We start from the raw sequence: 22,402 nt of genomic DNA, 5'->3' as shown, positions 1-22,402 counted from the left end.
CCGCTTCCACGGGCGGATGGACAATGGCGGCAAGCCGTGCGCCGAAACCGGTTGTCCCGAGCCCGGCGAATTCCGCGCGCCGCCGCTGGAGGGCGCGGGCGACGGCAGCGGCCCGCCGCAGTTCCGCTGGATGTGCCTTGAGCATGTCCGCGCGTTCAACAATCGCTACAACTATTTCGCCGGCATGACCGCCGACGAGATCCACCACGCGCAGCGGCCGATGGCCGGCTGGGAGCGCGAGACGCGGGCGTTCGCGCGCGCCGGCACCGGCGATCAGGGCCCGCGTTGGGCGGATTTCAGCGATCCGCTCGACGCAATCGGTGCGCGCTACCGCCGCGAGGTCGCGCCCGAGCGTACCGACGGCAAGCCGCTGTCGGGGCAGGACCGCAGCAGCCTCAAGGCGCTGGGGCTGGCGCCGGATGCCGACCGGCATGCGCTGCGCAAGCGCTACAGCGAGCTGGTGCGGCGCTACCACCCCGACCGCAACGGCGGCGACCGCAGCTTCGAGGGCGACTTGCAGAAGGTGATCGCTGCGTACCAGCAGCTGCGGCAGGCGCCGGCGTTCGCTTGAGGGACGTCCTACGAGGCTGAGCTAGGCCAGACGCTGGGCGACCGCCTCGAGCTGGCGGGCGACGATGCTCCAGCCGGGATGAAAGCCCATCGCCTCATGCTGGCGCATCGCCTCCTCGCTCCAGTGGCGGGCGCCGTGGCGATAGCGCGTGTGGCCCTCCTCTTCGCTCCATTCGAAGAAGCCGACCATGAACGGCGCCTGCGGAATCCACCCCGCGGTGAACGCATTAGTAAAGACGATCCGGCTGGGCGGAGTCACCTCGAGGAACACGCCCTCCATCGGCTCGGCCTCGCCGCCTGGCCCGTGCATGATCATCGCCGAGCGACCGCCGGCGCGAAGGTCGTTCTCGATCACCTCTACCGTCCACGGCGCCGGGCACCACCATTCGGGCAGATGCTCGGTCCAGGCGCGCCACACCGCGGCGATCGGCGCTGCCATCACCCCGGCGACGACGAGTTCGAACCCGGGCCGGTCGGTCAAGCGTCACCAGCCACGGCGGCCTCGATCGCGGCGATGTCGATCTTGCTCATGGTCATCATCGCTTCCATCGCGCGCCGTGCCGCTGCCGGGTCGGCGTGGCTCATCGCCGCCAGCAACTGGCGGGGCACGATCTGCCAGCAGAGCCCCCAGCGATCCTTGCACCAGCCGCATGCGCTGGCGCTGCCGCCGCCGTCGACGATTGCTCTCCAATAGCGATCGGTTTCGGCCTGGTCGTCGGTGAACACCTGGAACGACACGGCCTCGTCGAAGCGGAAATGCGGGCCGCCGTTGAGGCCGACGAACTCGCGGCCACACACCGTGAACTCGACGGTCAGGACATCGCCGGCCTTGCCGCTCGGATAATCCGCGGCAGCGCGGTTGACCGCGCTGATCCGGCTGTCGGGGAAGGTCTGGGTGTAGAAATGCGCCGCGGCTTCGGCGTCGCCGTCATACCACAGGCAGGCGGCGATCTTGGTCATGCCCCGTCCCCCGGTCCGACCACGCCGAACATCACCTCTTCGGGATCGCTGGCGACGATGATCCGGTCGCCGCCCGGCACCGCCATCGGCCCGCGATGGACGATGCCGCCGTGTTCGGTGACCATCGCCGCCGCCCGCTCGATGTCCGGCGCGCGGAAATAGAACAGCCAGCCGGGCGGCGGGCCGTCGGCCGGCGCGGTCATCGTGGCGCCGATCGTGGTGCCCGCGGCCTCGACGAACACGTAATCGCCCATCGGGCCCATCGGCATCCTGTCGGGGTAGCGCCAGCCGAACACCCGCGCGTAGAAATGCTGCGCGGCGGGCTGATCGGTGGTGCTGAGCTCGTTCCAGTTGCACTGGCCAAGGCCGGCGCGGTCGAACGCGTTACTATTCTCGTCGCTGGCGCCGCGCATCACGTAGAAGGGGATGCCCTGCGGATCGGCGACCAGCGCCATCCGGCCGACATCGGGAATGCTCCATGGCGGCATGATGATCGTGCCGCCTTCGGCCTTAATCGTCTCGGCGGTGGCATCGACATCGTCGACGCCGACGTAGAACAGCCAGCCGGGGCGGGCGCCGTTTGCCGCCATCTGGTCGTCAAGCGCCATCACCCCGCCGACCAGCCCCGCGCCGTCATGCTGATCGATGGCGATCATCCGGTAATCATGGAGTCCCGGCGGGCGGGGGCCAACCGACCAGCCGATCACCGCGTCGTAGAAGGTCTTTGCGGCGGCTGGATCGCGAGTGAGCAATTCATACCAGATCGGGGAACCGTGCGGGTTGGCCATGGTCGTCTCTCCCATCGCGACTCGGCTGCTGCACCGGAGTGTCCGGCAAAAGTGCGTTGGCGTCAAAACCGGATCGAACGGCAATGATTGCAGGTGGACCGGTTGTGGTTGACGAACGGCCATTCCGTTCGCACTGCATACCGTGACGTGCCGATCTCCTGCCTCGCGCGTTGAGGACGGCCTAGCCAACGGTAGTGCATGATGACGGATATCCCCAACACCCAGCCCGACAGCCGCGAGACCACCATTCTCGACGCCCCCGACAAGATGGCGAAGGTCCGCGACCTGTTCGGGCTCGACATCGACATGGAAGTGCCCGCGTTCAGCGAGGCCGACGAGCGCGTGCCTGATCTCGATCCCGCTTATGTGTTCGATCCCGACACCACGCTCGCGGTGCTGGCGGGCTTCGCGCACAACCGTCGCGTGATGGTCCAGGGCTATCACGGCACCGGCAAGTCGACCCATATCGAGCAGGTCGCCGCGCGCCTCAACTGGCCGTGCATCCGCATCAACCTCGACGCGCACATCAGCCGCATCGACCTCGTCGGCCGCGACGCGATCGTGCTCAAGGATGGCCAGCAGGTTACCGAATTCCGCGAAGGCCTGCTGCCCTGGGCGCTGCAGACCCCGACCGCGCTGGTGTTCGACGAATATGACGCCGGTCGCCCGGACGTGATGTTCGTGATCCAGCGCGTGCTCGAGACCGAGGGCAAGCTGACCTTGCTCGACCAGAATCGCGTGATCCGGCCTTCCCCCTGGTTCCGGCTGTTCGCAACCGCCAACACGGTCGGGCTCGGCGACACCAGCGGGCTTTATCACGGCACCCAGCAGATCAACCAGGGCCAGATGGACCGCTGGAACATCGTGGTGACGCTGAACTATCTGCCCGCTGCCACCGAGGCGCAGATCGTGCTCGCCAAGTCCGGCGAATATGACAAGCCCGAGGGAAAGAAGACCGTCGAGAACATGGTCCGCGTCGCCGATCTCACCCGCAAGGGCTTCGTCAACGGCGATATCTCGACGGTGATGAGCCCGCGCACGGTGATCACCTGGGCGCAGAATGCGCTGATCTTCGGTGACGTCGGCTTCGCGTTCCGGCTGTCGTTCCTCAACAAGTGCGATGAGGCCGAGCGCAGCCTGGTGGCGGAATATTATCAGCGCGTGTTCGGCAAGGACCTGCCCGAGAGCGTGGTGAGCAAGGCCTGATATCCGGCGTGGCCAACGAAACCCCTCTCGACCGGTTCAAGGCCGTGCTGGCCGGTACTGCACGCGCGATCGCGGGGGAGCCGGAGGTGGAGCTTGCCTTTACCGCCGACGCGCCGGCGCAATCGGGCAAGCACCTCAAGGTGCCGATGCCCGGCCGCCAGTTGCCGCCCGAGCAGGTCGCTGAGGCGCGCGGTTTTGCCGATGGCTTCGCGCTCAGGCTGAAGCACCATGACATCGCGCTGCACAGCCGCGGCGCGCCGGGCGATGCGGTGGCGCGCGCAGTGTATGATGCGGTCGAAAGCGCGCGGGTCGAGGCGCTGGGCAGCCGTGGCTATGCGGGCATTGCCGACAATCTCGCGCATTCGCTCGACGTGCGGCTGCGCTCCGACCCGCTGACCCGCGCGCGCAGCCAGGCCGAGGTGCCGCTGTCGAGCGCGCTCGGGCTGCTGGTGCGCGAGCGGCTGACCGGCATCGAGGCGCCGGCGATCGCCCAGCCGGGCCTCGCTTTGGTGCGCGAGTGGATCGAAGCGCGCACCGACCTTGGCGCGCTTACCCTAGCGCTCGACGACCAGCGCGCGTTCCAGAGCCTGGCGATGAAGATGCTCGAGGAGCTCGAGCTGGTCGAGGGCGATCGCCTGCCCGAGGAGGCCGACGAGGGCGGATCGGAGGACGAAGGCACCGACGAGCAGAGCCAGGACGAAAGCGAGGACGGCGAGGACGAGGCCGGCGGCGAGGGCCAGGGCGAGGTCGAGCAGCGCGGCGAAAGCCAGGAGGCCGAGAACAGCGACGGCGAAGGCCAGGAGATCGGTGACGACCCGATCGACGACATGGACGGCGAGCCGGGCGACGAAGGCGAGGAGGGGATGCAGCCGGTGCGCCCCAACCGGCCCGGGGCCGATCCGTCGGCGCAGTTCGACTATAAGCCGTGGACTACCCAGTTCGACGAGGTGGTCGCCGCGACCGACCTGTGCGACGCCGACGAGCTGATCCGCCTGCGCGGCTATCTCGACCAGCAATTGGTGCACCTGCAATCGGCGGTGTCCAAGCTAGCCAACCGGCTGCAGCGGCGGCTGATGGCGCAGCAATCGCGCTCCTGGGATTTCGACCAGGAAGAGGGCATGCTCGATGCCGCGCGGCTCGCCCGGGTGGTGGTCAACCCCACCCAGTCGCTGTCCTACAAGATCGAGCGCGAGACCGATTTCCGCGACACGGTGGTGACGCTGCTGATCGACAATTCAGGCTCGATGCGCGGGCGGCCGATCTCGATCGCGGCGATCAGCGCCGACATCCTCGCGCGCACGCTGGAGCGCTGCGGAGTTAAAACCGAGATCCTCGGCTTCACCACCCGCGCCTGGAAGGGTGGCCAGTCACGCGAGACCTGGCTCGCCGCGGGGCGACCGCCGCAGCCCGGCCGGCTCAACGACATCCGCCACATCGTCTACAAGAAGGCCGACGAGCCTTGGCGCCGGGCGCGGCCCAACCTCGGGCTGATGATGCGCGAGGGGCTGCTCAAGGAGAATATCGACGGCGAGGCGCTGCTGTGGGCGCACGGCCGGCTGATGGCGCGGCCCGAGGAGCGGCGCATCATGATGGTGATCAGCGATGGTGCGCCGGTGGACGATTCGACGCTGTCGGTGAACTCGGGCAGCTATCTCGAGCGCCACCTGCGCCAGGTGATCGGCTGGATCGAGGCCAAGTCGCCGGTCGAGCTGGTCGCGATCGGCATCGGCCATGACGTGACACGCTATTATGCCCGCGCGGTGACGATCATGGACGCCGAGCAATTGGGCGGCACGATCATCGAGCAGCTGGCGGCGCTGTTCGACACACCATGAGGTGAGCATCGCTGCGCCGCCCGAGGGGTTCGTCGGCCCGGTCAAGCGATCGATCACGATCGCCGGGCATCAGACCTCGATCAGCCTGGAGCCGTTGTTCTGGACGGCGCTGGAGCGGGCCGCGGTGGTGCGCGGGCTGCCGCTCAGCGCGCTGGTGGCGCAGATCGATGCGCTGCGGATCGAGGCCGATGCGCCACCGAATCTGGCCAGTGCGTTGCGCTGCTGGTTGTTCGCCGACGCGCGGGATCACTTAAGCGACTAGCCCCAATAGGCAGTCGCCCCAGCGCAAGCTGGGGTCTTAAGCGGCTCTCTCCCGCCCGTGCGGCACGAGACCCCAGCTTGCGCTGGGGTGACAGACATGCAGCGTCTCTACCGCCCGAGCAGCACCCGTGCCTGACCGGCGATCTGCGCGAGCATCGCTGCGTTGGGCTGGGCGGCGTGGCGGGCACGGTCGATCACGGCCTTGAACTGGCCGACGCGTGCGGCATTGGCCTCGAGCCAGGCCGCCACCGCACCCTCGGGCTCCACGCCGCCGCGGCGGGCGAGGAACTCGAGCCGCAACTGCTGGAAGTCGCGTGCCAGCCCTGCGAGCAGCAGCCGCTCCCAGGGATCGCTGGAGACGATCCGCGCCGCGGTGCCTTGGGCCCAGTCGAGCCCCAGTGCCTGGCCGAGGCGGGTAAAGGCGCGGGCGAGCTCGATTTCGCCAAGGCCGAGCCGCTGGCCGAGTTCGGCAAGGCCAACCACGCCGTCGAGCTCGAACAGGCGCACCACCTGGCGGGCCAGGGCCGCGGGTGCACCGGCGGCTTCCAGCTGGCCGGCGATGCGCGCGCTCTGGGCGCTCGCCTCCTCGAGCAGCAAGGTGGCGGTCTGCGAATCGAGCCGGTCGATGCCGGCGCCGAGCCGCTCGATCATGCCCCCCGGCAGCGTACCCGGTGCCGAGACCCGCAGCAGGTCTGCCATGTGCGAGCGGGTCGCGACCGCCACCTCGTTGAACAGCGCGATCCGCGCCGCCTCCGCCATCGGCGCGGTCTCGATGCCTGCCCACAGCGCATCGAGCCCGAACAGGCGCTCGGCGACCACGAACATCGCGGCGATGTCGCCCATCGCCGCGCCTTCTTCCTCGGCAAGCTCGAATGGGTAGAGCACGCCCAGCCGGTTGACGATGCGGTTGGCAAGCTTGGTGGCGACGATCTCGCCGCGCAGCCGATGCTCGTCGATCGCCGCCGCATAACCCTGGCGCATCGCCGCCGGGAAGGCTGCGTGGAGATCGGGCAGCAGCTCGGGCGCGGTGGCGACATCGCCCTGCTCGATCGCGTCCTGTAGCGCGAGCTTGGCGGTGGCGAGCAGCACGGCAAGTTCGGGGCGGGCGAGGCCATGGCCCTCCTGGCCGCGACGCAGCAGATCGTCGTTGCCGGCGAGCCCCTCGACGGCACGATCGAGCCGGCCGCTGCCCTCGAAGATCTCGACCAGCCGCACGTAGCTCGGGATCGCCGGCGCGCCATCGGCCTCGGCGATCGACAGCGCCAGCGTCTGCAGGCGATTGTCCTCGAGCACCAGGTGCGCGACATCGTCGGTCATGCTCGCGAGCAACGCGTTGCGCTCGGCGAATGCCAGCCGGCCCTCGTTCATCTCGCGGTTGAGCGCGATCTTGATGTTCACCTCATTGTCCGAGCAATCGACGCCCGCCGAATTGTCGATGAAATCGGTGTTGATGCGGCCACCGCGCGCGGCAAAGGCGATCCGCGCCGCCTGGGTAACGCCGAGATTGGCGCCTTCGCCGATCGCGATGACCCGCAGCTCCTCGGCATTGACGCGCAGGCGATCGTTGGCGGGATCGCCGACCTGGACATTGTTCTCCGCGGCGGCCTTCACATAGGTGCCGATGCCGCCGAACCAGAGGAGGTCGGCCGGCGCCTTGAGGATCGCGCTGATCAGCGCCGCCGGGTCCAGCTCGGCCGCGGTGAGGCCGAGCGCCGCCTGCGCCTCGGCGGAGAGCTTGATCGTCTTGGCGGTGCGCGGGAACACGCCGCCGCCGGCCGAGATCAGGCTGGCGTCGTAATCGGCCCAGCTCGAGCGCGGCAGCGCGAACATCCGCGCGCGCTCGTCCCAGCTTACCGCGGGATCGGGATCGGGATCGATGAAGATGTGGCGGTGATCAAAGGCGGCGACGATCTTCAACGTCTTGCTGAGCAGCATGCCGTTGCCGAACACGTCGCCCGACATGTCGCCGCAGCCGACGACGGTGATCGGCTGCGTCTGTACGTCGATGCCGCGCTCGGCAAAGTGGCGCTGCACCGAGACCCAAGCACCCTTTGCGGTGATGCCCATCGCCTTGTGGTCATAGCCGTGGCTGCCGCCGCTGGCGAAAGCATCGCCGAGCCAGAAGCCGCGCTCGAGCGCCAGTGCGTTGGCGACGTCGCTGAAGGTCGCGGTCCCCTTGTCGGCGGCGACGACGAAATAGGGGTCTTCGCCATCGAGGATGGTGACGCCCCCGGGATGCACCACCGCGCCGTCGACGATATTGTCGGTGATCGACAGCAGGGTGCGGATGAATACCCGGTAGCTCTCGGTTCCCTCGGCAAGCCAGGCCTCGCGATCGGTGGCGGGCGAGGGGAGCTGCTTGGGGTAGAAGCCGCCCTTGGCGCCGGTCGGCACGATCACCGCATTCTTGACGCGCTGGGCCTTCATCAGGCCGAGGATCTCGGTGCGGAAATCGTCGCGTCGGTCAGACCAGCGCAGGCCGCCGCGCGCGACCGGGCCGGCGCGCAGGTGGATGCCCTCTACCCGCGGGCTGTAGACCCAGATCTCGCGCCACGGCACCGGCGCGGGCAGGCCGGGAATGAGGTGGCTGTCGAGCTTGAACGCCAGCGCTTCCGCCGCAGCGGGGGCAAAGGCGTTGGTGCGCAGCGTCGCCGCGACGAGGCTGCGATAGGCACGCAGGATGCGGTCGTCGTCGATCGCCGATACCGCGTCCAGCCCCTGCTCAATGACGACATCGGCGGCGGCGACATCGCCGGGGCCGGCCGGATCGTGTGCGGCGGCGAAGCGGGCGATCAGCGCCGCGGCCACCGCCGGTGCGCGGCGCAGGGCATCGACCACGGTGGCGATGCCATAAGGCAGCCCCGCCTGGCGCAGGTAGCGGAACCAGGCACGGAACAGCACCACCGCCGCGGGGCTCATCCCAGCGTCGACGATCAGCCGGTTAAACGCGTCATTCTCGGCGCGGCCTTCGAGCACCGCCGCAATCGCGCCCTCGAGCACGGCAGCGTCGCAGCTCAGCGCGCCGCCGGCCTCGACCAAGAATTCGTGGATCGCGCTATGTGCTTCGTCGGTCAGCGCGGTCGGCAGTTCCTCAATCACGCGGAAGCCGAAATTCTCGAGCACCGGTACCGCATCGGACAGCGCCAGCGCGCCGCCCTGGCGGTAGATCTTGAGCCGGGTCGCGTCGCCGGCCCGGAACAGCCGCACGGCGCGGCTGCCGGAAGAATCGAGCGTCGCCAGCCGGAGGATATCGGCAGCGGCCTCGTCGGCACCATTCGCGTTGCGGAACCCTTGCGGGAAAGTGCCGGCGTGGCGCAGCGATAGCCGGGCGGCGCGCGCCGAGCCGACGCTGGCGGCGAGCGCAGCCTCCACCGCGGGCACCCAGCCGCGGACCATTCGTTCGATCCGCTCTTCGAGCGGCGGCGTCGCAGGCATCGCCCCGCCGCCGCGCAGGTCGATGGTGTAGCGCAATTGCGCGACCACGCCGTCGTCGAGCGCGATCGACCAGTTGAGCACGCTGCCGTTGGCGGCCTCGGCGAGCATCTGGCCGATGGCCACGCGGCGCGCGGTGGTGAGGTCGTCGCGCGGCAGCCAGGCGAAGGCGAACAGATGGCGGCCGAGCGGCGACTGGATCAGCACCAGCGCCGGCCGCGGTCGATCGGCGAGGCTCATCGCGGTGAGCACCAGTTCCTCAAGCGCCGCGGGTGCGAAGGCGATCACCAGATCGTGGGGCAAGGCGGCGAGCGCGTGCATCAGCGCCTTGCCGGCATGGCCACGCGGATCGAAGCCGAACTTCGCCTCGAGCGCGGCGAGCCGTGCGCGCAGCAGCGGGATTTCGCGCGGCGGCATGCCGAGCGCGGCGCTGGTCCACAGCCCGGCGTGGATCGACAGGCCGGTGATCTCGCCGGCCTCGACCACCGGCACCACCACCAGATCGAGCGGTACGGCGCGGTGGACGGAGGAGATCAGGCTCGATTTCAGCAGCAGCGGGCCATCGTTGCCCGCCTCGAACCAGGCGATCGCCAGCGCGCGCGAAGCCTCGGCGAGCACGGGGGTGCGCTGCTGGTGGCGCGCGATCCCCAGCGCGTCGCCGGCGCTGCCGTCGCGCCGCCACAGCTGGTGGCCGAGCAGGGTGAAGTGGCCATCGAGGAACCATTGCAGCAGCGCCGCGCCCTCGCCCTGCGGCAGCGCGGCCTCGTCCGCCGCCATCGCCCGCTGCAGCGCCGGCCAGTCGGCGACGGCGGCGCGGACGTTGGCGAGCACCGCGGTGAGCTCGTCGATCAGCTCGCGCCGGTCCCGCGCGTCGGCGCGCTCGAGCTCGATGTAGATCATCGATTCGGCCTTGCCGGCGCCACCGATGCCGGTGAGCGTGCCGTCGTCGTCGCGGCTGACGCGGACCACCGGGTGGATGATGCGATCGATGTCGAGATCCTGCGCGCCGATCGAGGCCGCGAGCGAATCGACCAGGAAGGGCATGTCGTCGTTGACGATCGCCAGCCGCATCCGCCGGCGGACATCGTCGGAGGCGATCGGCTCAAGCGCAATCGCCGGCGCGCCCGCGACGCGCAGCGCGGCGGTGTCGGCGACGAACGCGGCCGCCGCGGCCCGCTCTATCTCGCCAAATCCCTTCAGCTCCCCCGGTAGCGCGCCCTTGGTCAACCGGGCGGCGAGCGCCTCGGCCATGCTCTGGTGTTGGTCGGCCATGGCCGCGGCTATGCTCCCGGTCGCGCGGCTTCTCAAGGCTTGCTGCGCTGCGAAAATCGCGGGCGCCGCGGCGCCTTACCCTGCGGCGCGGCGGACCAGGCCCTCGACGAAGCCCTTGCTACCATCGACGCGCTTGATCACCTGGACGGTGCCGTCGCTCGCGGCGCGCGCGAGCAGCACCACGAATTCCTCGCCCTCGACGCCGAGCGCCAGGCTGCCGAGCGCGGGCAGCGCGCGCAGCTCGGCGGCGGCGCGATCGTAGAGTTCGGCATGCTGACCGGGGCGCTTGGTCGCGCGCTCGGCAGCGACCACCGCCTTGATCCCGCCCTCGATGCCGTCGAGCAGCGCGGTGAGGCCGCCGGCGGCGACGCCGTGGCGGCGGGCGTAGGCGAGCACCGCGGCGAATTCAGCGAGGCGGGTCTTGTCGTAATCCGCGCCGAACACGAGCTTGACCACCGGGGTGAGCGGCGCGCGCGGCTGGACGACGATCGCGGCGGCGGCGAGCAGCGCGGCATAGCCGGCCTCGTCCGCCTCGCAGGCGAGGCCGAAATCATGCGCGCGGCCAAGTGCACGATAAAGGGCGGCGCGACCGCGGGTGTCGGCGGCGCGCACCGCGGCGGCGCTTTCGCGGGCCATCATCAGCTGGTTGCCGAGCGCGCCGGTTAGCGCCGATGGCGATGCGGGGGTGAACGCGGGCGCGGCGATGTCGTCGCCGGCTGGCGACGCAAGGGCGAGCGGCAGCGGCTGGGTGTCCGGTTGCGGGATCGCCTCCGGGATTGGGTCGAGCGCGAAGCCGGCGTGGAGCTCGAGCACGGGATCGGGTTCGAAGTTTTGGGCTGCGGGGAGATCGGCGGCGATCTCCACCTCGGGCCCGGCGTCGAAACCGTGGCTAGGGCCATCGGCCCAGATCGCGGTGTCGATCGGCGGCTTGGGCGCGGCGCGGACCGCGGCATCGAGCTCGGCGGCCAGCGTCGCCTGGGTCTCGTCGTCGACCACTTCCTTCCAGTTGATCACGCCATAGATGAAGTCGATCGCCTCGCCGTCCGACGAGAAGGGCATCAGGATGCCGCGGTACAAGGTGGTGCGGCCCCGGTTGCCGACGAATTCGGCCTCGAAGCCGATCGGCGCGCGATTGGCGATGATCTGCAGATAATGGTCGGTGAGCCGCGACAGCAGGGTGCGGCTCGGCACGTCGGCGATGCGGGTGATGCTGACCTCCAGCCCGCACTCCTCGCGCAGCGCGCGGCCGAGGAAGGCGATGGCGGGATCGTCGATGCCGACGCTGAAATCGATCAACACGCTGTGCGGGCCGAAATCGGCGATGTTGCCGGGATCGAGGTCGTCGATCCGCGGGTAGGGGCGGCCCTTCAGCAGCGATACCCAGTAATTATAGGCGCGCACGTGCATGCGTCGCTCGTCGCCGCCGAGATCAAACATCGCGTCGTCGACGCCGGTATCGTCCACCCCGCCGGCATCGAGGTCGGTCCCGGCGAGCGCGTCACCCGCCGCCTCGTCGATCCCGATTCGCTGCTGCTCGACCTCGCGCGCCGTATCCATACCCTGCAACCCTTCAGCGGGCGGCGTTATCCGCCCGGTCCATCAGGGCTTGTGCACCAATGTGGTAAACGGGGCGTAAAACGCCGACGGCACACGCGACGGACCAGGCGCGATGCGGGACGTCGGGCAAATTGCTCGGCAAAGCGCCGGACGATGCTTGTCAGCCTGCGGCGGTCCTGTTAGATGCCCGCCCTCGCAACGGCCTGCCGTTGCCACCAGGCCGCTTTAGCTCAGCTGGTAGAGCATCGCATTCGTAATGCGGGGGTCACAGGTTCGAGTCCTGTAAGCGGCACCACTGCTGGTCAAAGATGGGCACCGCGCCCTCTTTGACGGGAAGTCCGACAGATACACCGTTCTCCAGCGCCGACACCGGTCCAGAGATCGCGATCTCCTGATCTGACACGCTGACCTCGTTGATGAACATCTTGAGGTAGGCCGACCGCAGCGTGCTGTCGTCGCCCCGGATCTTGTCGCGAAGCATGTCGCCGAAGCGATCGATCGTCCGTTCGTCGATCTGCCGTTTGCCTTTTGCCAGTTGCGCCTCCAGAACATCGATCCGACTGGAGACACCGGCCAAGGCCCTCCGATTCTCTGCCATGCGCTCGGCGAACGCGGGGTCCCGCGCACCCATGATACCCTGTTCGACGAGAATGAGCAGGTTCCTGATTGCGGTGTCGAGCCTCGTCCGCTCCGCCTGGGCGCGGGCCAGATCGGCTTCTCGCTCTTCCTCTCGTGCCCGGGAGACATCGAGCATGCCGGCGAGCAACTCACGCAACCGATCGCGCGCGAGCAGCCGATCCTCGATGGCCTCCAGTACTATGCCGTCGAGCATCTCGCGCCTGATGCTCGGGCACGCGCAGACGCCGCCACGGTTCACGCGGTCATTGCAGGAATAGTATGCGTAGCGCCCGCTCTTGCCGGTGCGGATCGTCATGCCACTGTTGCAGCCGGGCATGCCGCAGCGCGCCACACCCGTCAGGAGCGTTGTGCCGGCGGCGATGTGCGGTGCAGTTCGCAGCGGATTACGGATTGCGCGGACCGCTGCCACCCGATCGAACTGTTCCCGTTCGATGATCATCGGACACGTCACCGCAATCACATCTTCCGGGTCCGGAACGACGCCATCATCATCTGCCGTACGGTCGTGGTAGATACCAGTATAGGTTTCTCGCGCCAGGATGCCGGCGACATTGCCGTTGGTAAACGGGGCGCCGCGAAGGCTGTGCCCTTCCTCATGCAGCTGTTTGACGATCCAGCGCCCCCCGCGTCCGACGTCGGCCCAATCGAAGATGCGTCGAACGATCACCTCCTCTTCAGGTACGACCTCCAGCTTCATGCGCGCCTTCTCGCCATCCTGGCGAGCGACATAGGTCCGATAACCGAACGGAACCGGACCGCCGTTGTAGAACCCTTGCCGCGCATTCTCCCGGCGGCTCTTGCGGGTCAGGATCGATGCGTCGAGCGCCTGTTCCTCGTTGATCATCGCCGTGATCGTCCGGCCGATACGCCGTCCGCGTCCCTGGCCGAAGTCTTCCGTAATCGAGATCACCTCGACGCCGGCGTCTTCAAGCTGTCCAATGATGTCGAAGTACAGCCGCATGTTCCGCGCCATGCGGCTGAACATGAACATCAATACTATGTCCACCGGGTGGTCCGCACCGGTCGCCTGACGCACCATACGCTGAAATTCCGGACGCTTCCCGTTGCGGCCGGTGAACCCGGCGTCGGCAAACTCGTCGACGATCTTCATGCCATGCTTGGCGGCATAAGCGCTTATTGCGCTGCGCTGGGCGGCGATGCTCTGCGGATCTCCGCCTTCCTTGTCCACCGACAGGCGCATGTACGCATATGCCCGTATCGTACCGCTCTTGGCCTTCGCCATCTTTCCTATCCATTCTTGCGTTCGAAGAGCATCTCGAACTCGGCTCCGACGGCGTCCAGCACGAGCATACATTCGCGCCGCGTGGTCGCGGACAACTCGAACTGATGAACCACGCGGCGGCCATGCCGAAGGTATGGTGTCGACTGTGCGGCGTCTTTGCCGACGTCCTGCGCCGTTTTATGATCTGCCTTTGGCATTGAAGCCAGGTGGCACGATTACGGGGAGCGCTCGTCAACTCACCCCGACAATAATTGGCGACGCACGGACTGATTGGATCGAGAGGTGATAGGCAAGCCGCAGTTCACGCATCATCTTGCGTCACGCTGCATATCCAAGGCAGATCCGACCCACAAGTCGCCATTCCTGGCCGGATTGAGGGTCGCCACGTTCGGACGTCCATTCATCTATGGTGAAGCGATCCCCATGGTTGCTCTCATGGCTCGATACGATCGCGATCAACGCCGCTACGTTCGCAGCTCTGGCGCGGATCAATTCGAGCGGCTAGTCGCGTCCTCAGCAAAGGAACGGTCGAGCCGGCCACCTTCGCTTCGCTATCTCTGGTTCTACTCCGATCGGTTTGGAAGATGGACGACACACACTCCCCCTCGTGGCGTGTCGCCGGATTCGCGTTGTCGGCGGCGGGCGCAATGCTGTTCGCGATCAAGGGCGTGTTGATCAAGCTGATCTATCGTTACGGGATCGATACAACGAGTCTGTTGGCGATGCGGATGGTGTTGGCCGTGCCAGTGTTCGCAATCGTCGGCGCGTACCGGTGGCAGCAACTCGAACGGAATGTCCGGCCGGACGCCCACAGCCTCGGTCTGGCCATGCTCGTCGGTATCCTCGGCTATTACGTCTCGTCCTGGCTGGATTTCCAGGGTTTGCAGACTCTGGATGCGCAGATCGAGCGGCTCATCCTCTTCACTTATCCGTTTCTGGTGATCTTGTTTGGACGATTGCTGCTGGGACATCCCCTTCGTGCGCATGCCCTGGTTGGCGCTGGCCTCAGCTATGTTGGCCTGTTCGTGATGTTTGCGGGCGAACCCACGCGGTTGGGAACAGCAGCGCTGACCGGCGGTGCGTTCGTCGCAATCGCGGCGGTGACCTTCGCGCTATACCAGCTGTTCGCGCGCGAGTTGATCCTGCGCTGCGGTCCATCCTTATTTACTGCGGTTGCCATGAGCGCGGCCGGAGTGACCGCGTTGCTTGGTTTCTTCCTGACGCACCCAGCATCAGCACTGGTGCCGCCGCGGGGCGCTTGGGCGTTGATCGTGGCGCTGGCAGTGTTCGCAACGATCGTTCCTGCCTTCCTGATGTCCGCGGGTACGGCAAGGATTGGCGCACAGGGCACCGCCATCGTTTCGACGATCAGTCCGGTGGTGACGATCGGCGTCGCGATCATGGTGTTGGGTGAGCCGTTCGGCTGGCCGGAAGCGGTCGGCACGATCTGCGTGCTGGGCGGCGTCGGACTTTTCAGCGTGATCGAAAGTCGACCGCGTTCGTATCTGGCGGGCGAGGAAGGGCCGGCCTAAACGCTCTTTTGGGATTTTCGCCGCTGGGCGCCTTCGCAACCACGAAGACCCAATCTCGGCCGTTCAGCTGCCTCGAGCCCTCTTCCGATTTCAGCCGTCCGTTCATCTGACCTCCCGAGACGAAAACATGGTCAGGGTACGAACATGGCGAAATAATGTAGCAAGCCTCCATGGGCGCGCAGCTAATAGCAGCACAACGGCCAACATTGGTGCAAACCATCGAAAGTTCAGATGAAGATCGGCTCGATCGTCACTTCAACAACATGGTCGCCAGAGCGACTCTTCCGTCTGGTTATCGACAGGATCGCCAGCGGCGACGGAGTCATGGTGGCAGAGTCGCGGTCGGCGCCGGAGCGTTCCTGAAACTGGAGCGCGGGGTACATCGCGCGTAGCCAGCCATGAAAGCGTCGATAGGTGGCCACTGACTCTGCCTCCGAATTTCCTCGATAGATTGTCAACTCGACGCGAGAGGAGCCATTGCCTTCAACGATCACATCAGCTGACGTCACGCCAACCGGCAACTCGCGAAGCTTGCACCAGCGGTCATGCTCAATCGTTTCGCAATCTTGCGACACTAGGCCAAAGCGCCCGCGAGCAGCATTGTAGATCGTCTGTAATTGCCCTTTCAGCCGCGCCGGCTCGCTCGTCACCGCCATCACGGACGGGTCGTCGGCGGCGCCGCCCGGCGCCCGGGTGAGCCGGACTGCATCGTAGAGGCTGTCTCGCTCGGTGGGATAGACGAGCTTCGGATAAAGGGTGTCCGTTGCCACCCATCGCAGCGTTCCGGTGAGATCGTATCGGCCCCGAGGCGCAAGGGTAACCGTGTAGTTGCGAACGTCCGCGAGCGCCCAAGCACTCCTGTCGTCCGGGCTGATCCGCGGGACGGAGACGCTGCGGACCTGGAGCGTCGCATGGATCGGCACGTCGGCGGTGTTGCGAAACGGTATCCTGAACGTCACGATCGGCGGGTTGCCGTCCTTGTTCCAGTTTATGGTCGGGCGATCGCTTGCAAGGTCGCTCACGCCGTTGCCGTCGTGCAGCAGGAGAGAGCAGGTGCGATCCGCCCAGGTGGCGATCGGCTCGCCGGCTCGGATGTCTTGCAAGCTTGCGAGCTGATCCCGGAAGGCTCTCCCCTCTGAGTCGGGAGAAATCGTCGCTATCTTGCCTTGGAGGGCACGGGCAAACCCGATCCGAAGTGCCGCGCGCCGCTCGGCGGGAGCCGGATGATCGTTGGCGCCGGTCTGCCCGGCCTCGATGTCGGCCGACAGGTCTGCGACCCTGGCGAGGGTAGTGCCGAGCGCTCGGGTCGCCTCCGGCGTGGGTGCGGACGTCACGCCCGCGAGATCATCGTCCAGCACGGCATAGGCGCCCATGATATCCGCGACACATTCCTTTCTGCGTCGCTCGACTGGCTGTGCGGTGGCAGAGTTCCAGCCGTCGCGGAACTGCACCTGATGCCAGACCTCGTGCGCGAGGAGCCAGCCGACAATGGCCCGCGCGTGGCCCTCAGATGCCGTACCCAGTAGCCGCCGAACCGAGCCCAGCGGCACGGTGATGCTGCCATCCGGCCGTGAGGCCACGTCTCCGCCACCGGCTGGAGCCCTGATGATCGGGGCCAAACCCCAGCGGGCAGCGGCGGCGCGAGCGCGTTCGCCCACCAGCGCTGTCAGCTGGTCGTCGGTCTGCTGCTGAGGTTGCGGCGCCGCCCCCAACAGCAGCATTGCGCCTAGCGTAGTCGCCGTCCGCCTCACGGCTCGCTGGCCCGCCTCAGCGTCTCGCTTGCGAGTGCGGCCGAAAGTGCGAACAACACCACAGTCGCCATGAAGGCGCCCACCAGCAGTAGGTGATTGGCGAGCAGCTCGGATCGTGGCCAGATGGCGTCCGTCCTGCCGGCCGCGTCTTGGATCTGCGTTTTGCAGTCACTGCCGGGGACGGCCGCGGCGTAGCGCGCCGCCTCCTTGGTGAGCGTTTGTCCGATCACCACCGGACCGCGACCGTCATAACCGCAGGTGTGCTCGCCCATGAGCCAGAGATAGGCGAACAGCGCGGCCGTCCCGGCGACGAGGCAGGAGGCCGCGGCCGACCATATCGTGCGCAGCCGCGGCCGCCCCCGCCGAACCGCGACGATCGCCAGCGCCAGGAGCACCGCCACCACGAACTGTGCAGCGCGCACGGATTGGACCGCGTCATCAGCGGGCATGAGCCTAGGAGGCGCCGTCACGAACAGGACGATCACCGCGACCAGCCACGTGCCGGCCTGCAAGAGTGCGTCGATCGGAGCCTTGACGCTCCCCGTCTCGGATACCGGCTTCGTCATGGCACCGGCAGATCGATTTCGACGCGGTCGTCGCCGAACAGGCCGATCGGAACCACGTCGCGCGCAACACGTGAACCGGCAAGCAGGGCGAGGACCTCGTACCTCCCGGGCGGAACCGACGCGTCCGCCGGGCTGAGCCGCGGCAAACGATACATCGGCGTCGCTCCGCTCCAGCGGACGGGGTTTAAGGCAATCACATAACCGGGCACCGCACTGGTACCGCGCCGCGTCACCACACGCACCGCGATGCGCCCCGTGAAAGTGGTACCAGCGTGCATGCCGGCGCCGGCTTGGCGTTTGACTGAAAGATCCTGGGCCACGTCGGCGATAATCGCCGCTCGCTCGCCAGCGGGCGCCCGCGCGGCCGCTTCTAACAGCTCTGCATCGTGGTCGAGAGCGCGGCCATAGGCTGCGACATCGGCCGGTTGGATGCGGCTCGCCGCCTCCCGCAGGGCCGACGTGTCGATCTGGACGGCGTTCAGGCTCCGGTCGTCTTCGGGCAAAGTCGCCATCACCTGCCCGATCGCCTCGCCCAATCTATCTAACGACGGCTCCAGCGATTGCGCCCTCGCGGGCACCGCGACGAGGCAGAGCGCCGCGGCTGCCAGTGGCGCAACCCGCCGGCGGGTCACTGCTGCGGTGCCGCAACGGTGTTGAAGCCCATGACCTTCCAGCTTCCGTCCACCTTTTGAACCGTGACGTCCTCGTACACGAGCCCGTTGGGATGGCGCGTGCGGTACCGCACCCAGTAGAACGATCCCGTCTGTCCGGTCGGCGTCTGCGTGAAATGCTGCGCGCCGACAAACTCCCGCGCCACGGCTTTTCCACCGCTCTGCAATCGTAGGGTATTCCCCTGCTGGATGAAGAAGTCACGCGCCATGAGGGCCTTGAAGATGGGAGCTAGTTCCTCGTCGTAGAGCCCGCCAAGATCACTCTCATCGAAACGGCCCACGAAGCCTAGCGCCTCGTCCTTCGCGGCGCTCTCGGCTTCAGCATCTGAAGTCGTTTGAGCGGCTCCGGCGGAAGGTGGCGACGCCATCGGCAGCAGCAGCGCTGTAGTGAAAAGGAGAATTGCATGCCCGCACCAAAACGTTCCGCGTTCCCACGTCATTGTGCCTGCTCCTCACGACCTGAGGTTCTCGCGATATGCTCGGCTATCCCGCCTGACGTGTCAACGACTGATCAACCACAGAACATAGCGTATTGCGCCTCTTCAAAAAGCACTGGTTTCTACCGTCTAGCGACGGTGAATCCGCACGAATTGGTGCGAGATTGTCTCAAGATGCGATGCGCGGTCTCCGACACCGTCCAAATCACGCCTGACGTCGTCACGCATCCCGTACCGCCAAGTTATCCCGTGACTCTAAGTTCACAGAACGTCGATATACTGCTTTTCTTGGAAAGCCAGGAGCGGTTCGGCTGGATGCCGGTAACACAGACCAGTCACCGGCGTTCCCACCGTTACACCACTCCTGCCCAGTTTTTGGTCTTTATCCCGCATTCGTAAACGGTATGATCTCCACGCCCCTGAGACGGTAGGACCCAGATGCAGACGCTCGGCGCAAACATGGCCGTTCCCAACTTCAGTCGTTCGTTCAGCGAGTGCGCAGAAGCCGCCCAGCTCTGAAGGGTGAGGCGCCAGGGCAGGCTGGCAGAGCTCAATCGGTTGGCCGGAAAGCGGCAATCGTGGGACGCGTTGCACGTAGCAATGTCATGACTTGCTTAATTGCTGCGTCCTCATCCGAGATGATGTCAATGAAATCGTGGTCGACCATGACGTGGGCTCGGGGAGTTAGGTCAGGCCCAATCCATCCATGGCGGCATCGCGCAAGGTCGGATAGTCGCCCGCAATCAAGGGACCTCGCACCAGGCGGTTGTCGAAATCGGCAGCGCGCCTGCGGCCAGAACGGAGAAAGAAGGGAACAACGCATGACCGACATGCGCCACGACCAGCGGTTCCCCACGTTGGCGCCGGGGGATATCGAGCGGGTGGTCCGGATCGGCCGCCGCCGCAGCTTCGCCGCCGGAGAGCACCTGTTCAGGACTGGAGAGACGGGCATCGGTCTTTTCGTGCTCACCGAGGGGCGCGGGGAGAGCTGCGGCGTCATGCGCGACCCGAAGGGCTTCGTCGCGACCGGTCCCGGTGACCGCACGACCGAGCATCCCGGCGTCTTCGCCATCGGCGACGTGTGGTCCGGCTCGGTCAAGCGGGTTGGCGAGGGCGCCGCGGTCATCGCGGAAATCCACGCTCACCTAGCGGAGCAGGCGGCGTGAGCAGCGGCAAGGTCAAAATGGTGTCGAAAGCGCCGAACCCGCGCACCATCGTCGTCGATCTGCTGCGGGCGGCCGCCCCCGAGCGGGCGACCGAGCTTTCGGCGTTCCTGGACGAATACGAGCCGAGGGTCGAGATGACCAATGACAGCGCGGCGGAAATGAAGGCTGGTAGCACGCGCATCGCATTCAACGGCGACATGCTCGACGCCGTGTGGCTCTACACGTTCAGCGCCTGGCACGCGATCGAGACCTACACGCCCACTATATGCACCTTCCGCGACAAGGGCGTGACCGTCGACCAGGCACTCCGCCTTGACGACGGCCTCGGTCCGCTCGAGCAGGCCTACAAGGCGCGCATGGCGATCGCCGCGACCTACGCCCAGCCCGCCGGGCCGGGAGGGCGGGCATGGCCGGCCGACGTGCCGCGACCGACCGCGGACCGCGCCTCGCTCGACGTGCAGGGCCAGGCTGCGTTCGACCTCGCCTCCATCGCGCTCGCGGCGGTCCTGCTGCACGAGATCAGGCACGTCAGGTTCGCCAACGACGCGACGCGGCCCAAAGATGAGGCGGAGGAGGAGATGCAATGCGACGTCTTCGCGCGTTCCTTGCTAACGGATCGGGTCGGGGAATACTGCAAGGCGAGCGGCGACCCGTTCGACAAGGTCATGGGCAAACGAGCCATGGGGCTGGCCATGGCATCCGTGGTCATTTACGGCCTGACCCCAATCTTTGAGCGGTGGGGCTCGGCAGCGTATCCCTCGATCGGCGAGCGCCTCGACGCGCTGATTGGGAACACCGCGGTCCCGAGCGACGCGAACTTCTGGCTGGTGGCGGCGGGCCTGTTAACGGGCGTGATGCGGCAGGACCACGTCGCCATCGACGTCGCCTACGCCGACTACCGGCAGCTTGCCGACGAATTGATCCGGCGCCTGAAGTGACTAGAAGTCCGGCGACCTGCAGCGATCGGTCCACCCGATGATCGAACCAAAGCGCATCATCACGATGAATCTGCGTGACGCGCGCACCGACGAGAGCCAGCGCAGCTGGCCGCTCCCGCCGTGGGGGCACCCGGCATCCATGATGGTGATGCCGCTCTTCATCTCCACCGGCGGCCGGCTCATCCCAGTCGGCAGCGCCTTCGCGGTTGGCGCGGGGCTGGGTTTCGTGATGAGCGCGACCCACAACATCGCCGAGGCGATCAGGGCCGATGGAAGATACGAGCGGCAGCTGGCAGTCAATGACCTGCCGTCCGAGATGTCACTGCGCGACGTGGGCCTGTCCGTCCTGCACCACGTTCCCAACGAAAATGGGGGCATCACCCTAAATTTCCTTCCGCTCGGCAGCATTGAGGGCGCGCCGCCGACTGACGTCGTGATCGGGTTCGCGAAGCTGCCCGAGGGCACGCCCTCGGTCTCGCTGCCGCTCAGCTTCGCGATCCCCGCCAAGGGCGAGACGGTCTGGAGCGTGGGCTACCACGACTTCCGCTACCCCGAGGGGGGCATCCCGGTCGCAGCGGTGCAGGACGGGAGCTTCGACTGGAACAGCTATGGCCACACCTTCCTGGTGGTCGAGGCGAAGGTCGAGGCCGCGTTCAGCGCGCGGCTCGCAAGCGGCTTCGTCGAGGGGCCATGCTTCGCTTTCGACGAGACCATCCCCCACGGCCTGAGCGGTGGTCCCGTGATCAGCGAGGACGGCCGGCTGATCGGCATCAACTCCGCTGGTGCCGAAATGCTTTTCGGTAGACCGATGTCGGTCGCCTCCATGCTCTACCCGCTCGCCCTGACGCCGGTGCGCTTCGGAGCGGACATGGGTCCGCTCAAGATCAACGTCGTGCGCAGGCTGATCGACCTGGTCGGCCAAGGCATCATCAGGACCGACGGCACGGAGGAGCGCCTGGCCTTCACCGTCGAGGACGGACAGGCGTCGATCATGGCGGGCGTCGTGCCCGGGACCGTGACGGTGTTCGAGGACCTAGCTGGTTACCAGGCCGGCGAGACCGCGCGTCGGCTGGAAGGCGCATACTACGTGTTCAGACGCTCGAGCGGCGAAGGCGTTGCGCACCCTCACGCCGATGGCGACGACGACGCCTGACGGGAGCCGCCAAGCCGACCGATCGCTTGGCGATCGGCCGGCGCGGGCCGCTTCAGACGGCGAGGCGCCCGCGGGCGCGCGCCACGCGCTTCTTGATGGCGGTCACGGTCGTGCAACCCTCGTCAGCAAGCGTGGCCTAGTCGACACCTGACGCGGCTGTCTCCAGCAGGTCCCAATCGGCCCGCTCAGGCGGGCAGCCCTCTTCCGCCAAGCTCGCCGGACGTGCTATTCAGACAGTCGTGCCTTCAGGCGAGCCGCGGAGCACTTACTCGAAGACGGCGCTGGTGTGCGAGCGCGCGTCAGACTGTGCACTGGCGCCTGAGCTTGCCGGCGTTCTCGGCCGCGTCCTAGGGTCAGGACTCGTTGATCACAGCCAGAAGATGACGGTGGCAGCGAGGGTGACGGCAGCGAAGAAGGCCGTTGGG

General features: G+C 67.1%; 18 protein-coding genes and 1 tRNA gene. 9 read left to right on the top strand and 10 right to left on the bottom strand.

Translation table 11 applies throughout. The features are described from left to right. Nucleotides 1–16: 16 nt before the first annotated feature. A complete protein-coding gene (locus AC07M8_RS18400) occupies nt 17–571 on the top strand; it encodes a J domain-containing protein (RefSeq protein WP_495175708.1) in 555 nt (184 codons plus the stop codon). Nucleotides 572–592: 21 nt separating this feature from the next. Here the strand turns inward: AC07M8_RS18400 and AC07M8_RS18395 are convergent, their stop codons facing one another. The 3 genes from AC07M8_RS18395 to AC07M8_RS18385 are packed head-to-tail and all read right to left on the bottom strand — an operon-like array spanning nt 593 to nt 2,333. Beyond that, nucleotides 593–1,051, bottom strand: a complete 459-nt coding sequence (locus AC07M8_RS18395; RefSeq protein WP_495175683.1) for an SRPBCC domain-containing protein — start codon at nt 1,049–1,051, stop codon at nt 593–595. Beyond that, the gene (locus AC07M8_RS18390) at nt 1,048–1,530 is read right to left on the bottom strand and encodes a VOC family protein (RefSeq protein WP_495175682.1); all 483 of its coding nucleotides are present in this window, start codon (nt 1,528–1,530) and stop codon (nt 1,048–1,050) included. The genes AC07M8_RS18395 and AC07M8_RS18390 overlap by 4 nt, the downstream gene beginning before the upstream one ends. After that, complete coding sequence (locus AC07M8_RS18385; RefSeq protein ID WP_495175681.1) at nt 1,527–2,333, bottom strand: VOC family protein; 807 nt, start codon at nt 2,331–2,333, stop codon at nt 1,527–1,529. Before AC07M8_RS18385 ends, AC07M8_RS18390 begins: the two co-directional genes overlap by 4 nt. A gap of 186 nt (nt 2,334–2,519) precedes the next feature. On the opposite strand from AC07M8_RS18385, the gene cobS reads away from it, so the two are divergent. The 3 genes from cobS to AC07M8_RS18370 are packed head-to-tail and all read left to right on the top strand — an operon-like array spanning nt 2,520 to nt 5,621. Next, a complete protein-coding gene (gene cobS, locus AC07M8_RS18380) occupies nt 2,520–3,524 on the top strand; it encodes a cobaltochelatase subunit CobS (RefSeq protein ID WP_495175707.1) in 1,005 nt (334 codons plus the stop codon). Nucleotides 3,525–3,532: 8 nt separating this feature from the next. Beyond that, entirely contained in the window at nt 3,533–5,359 is a 1,827-nt protein-coding gene (gene cobT, locus AC07M8_RS18375; RefSeq protein ID WP_495175680.1) for a cobaltochelatase subunit CobT, read from the top strand. A gap of 1 nt (nt 5,360) precedes the next feature. Beyond that, entirely contained in the window at nt 5,361–5,621 is a 261-nt protein-coding gene (locus tag AC07M8_RS18370; RefSeq protein ID WP_495175679.1) for a ribbon-helix-helix domain-containing protein, read from the top strand. Nucleotides 5,622–5,728: 107 nt separating this feature from the next. On the opposite strand, the gene AC07M8_RS18365 is transcribed toward AC07M8_RS18370, so the two are convergent. Further along, nucleotides 5,729–10,324: an NAD-glutamate dehydrogenase domain-containing protein gene (locus AC07M8_RS18365; protein WP_495175678.1), complete on the bottom strand. Its 4,596-nt coding sequence runs from the start codon at nt 10,322–10,324 to the stop codon at nt 5,729–5,731. Between the two features lie 75 nt (nt 10,325–10,399). Then, entirely contained in the window at nt 10,400–11,881 is a 1,482-nt protein-coding gene (locus AC07M8_RS18360) for a PAS domain-containing protein (RefSeq protein WP_495175677.1), read from the bottom strand. A gap of 219 nt (nt 11,882–12,100) precedes the next feature. On the opposite strand from AC07M8_RS18360, the gene AC07M8_RS18355 reads away from it, so the two are divergent. Continuing rightward, nucleotides 12,101–12,176 (top strand) — tRNA-Thr (locus AC07M8_RS18355). Here the strand turns inward: AC07M8_RS18355 and AC07M8_RS18350 are convergent. Next, nucleotides 12,147–13,763 carry a recombinase family protein gene (locus AC07M8_RS18350; RefSeq protein ID WP_495175676.1) on the bottom strand — a complete coding sequence of 539 codons (1,617 nt, stop codon included), beginning with the start codon at nt 13,761–13,763 and terminating at the stop codon, nt 12,147–12,149. The genes AC07M8_RS18355 and AC07M8_RS18350 overlap by 30 nt on opposite strands. Before the next feature lie 584 nt (nt 13,764–14,347). Here AC07M8_RS18350 and AC07M8_RS18345 point away from each other — a divergent pair. Next, nucleotides 14,348–15,295 carry a DMT family transporter gene (locus tag AC07M8_RS18345; protein WP_495175675.1) on the top strand — a complete coding sequence of 316 codons (948 nt, stop codon included), beginning with the start codon at nt 14,348–14,350 and terminating at the stop codon, nt 15,293–15,295. Nucleotides 15,296–15,522: 227 nt separating this feature from the next. Here AC07M8_RS18345 and AC07M8_RS18340 read toward each other — a convergent pair whose 3' ends face one another. From AC07M8_RS18340 to AC07M8_RS18325, 4 genes are all read right to left on the bottom strand, one after another. After that, nucleotides 15,523–17,016: a hypothetical protein gene (locus AC07M8_RS18340; protein ID WP_495175674.1), complete on the bottom strand. Its 1,494-nt coding sequence runs from the start codon at nt 17,014–17,016 to the stop codon at nt 15,523–15,525. A 26-nt stretch (nt 17,017–17,042) separates the two neighbouring features. Beyond that, a complete protein-coding gene (locus tag AC07M8_RS18335) occupies nt 17,043–17,612 on the bottom strand; it encodes a hypothetical protein (RefSeq protein ID WP_495175673.1) in 570 nt (189 codons plus the stop codon). Beyond that, nucleotides 17,609–18,148, bottom strand: a complete 540-nt coding sequence (locus tag AC07M8_RS18330) for a hypothetical protein (RefSeq protein WP_495175672.1) — start codon at nt 18,146–18,148, stop codon at nt 17,609–17,611. The genes AC07M8_RS18335 and AC07M8_RS18330 overlap by 4 nt, the downstream gene beginning before the upstream one ends. A 92-nt stretch (nt 18,149–18,240) precedes the next feature. Next, complete coding sequence (locus AC07M8_RS18325) at nt 18,241–18,723, bottom strand: DUF4019 domain-containing protein (protein WP_495175671.1); 483 nt, start codon at nt 18,721–18,723, stop codon at nt 18,241–18,243. 818 nt (nt 18,724–19,541) lie between these two features. Between AC07M8_RS18325 and AC07M8_RS18320 the strand changes: the two genes are divergently transcribed. Genes AC07M8_RS18320 through AC07M8_RS18310 form a run of 3 tightly spaced genes read left to right on the top strand, consistent with a single transcriptional unit; the run spans nt 19,542 to nt 21,977 of the window. Further along, nucleotides 19,542–19,886: a cyclic nucleotide-binding domain-containing protein gene (locus AC07M8_RS18320; RefSeq protein WP_495175670.1), complete on the top strand. Its 345-nt coding sequence runs from the start codon at nt 19,542–19,544 to the stop codon at nt 19,884–19,886. After that, the gene (locus tag AC07M8_RS18315) at nt 19,883–20,824 is read left to right on the top strand and encodes a phage exclusion protein Lit family protein (protein WP_495175669.1); all 942 of its coding nucleotides are present in this window, start codon (nt 19,883–19,885) and stop codon (nt 20,822–20,824) included. Before AC07M8_RS18320 ends, AC07M8_RS18315 begins: the two co-directional genes overlap by 4 nt. Nucleotides 20,825–20,861: 37 nt before the next feature. Beyond that, entirely contained in the window at nt 20,862–21,977 is a 1,116-nt protein-coding gene (locus tag AC07M8_RS18310; RefSeq protein WP_495175668.1) for a hypothetical protein, read from the top strand. The last annotated feature ends 425 nt before the right edge of the window (nt 21,978–22,402 follow it).

This window comes from Sphingomonas sp. GW821-FHT09E03, assembly GCF_059416225.1.
This window is presented reverse-complemented; position numbering and strand designations above follow the sequence as displayed.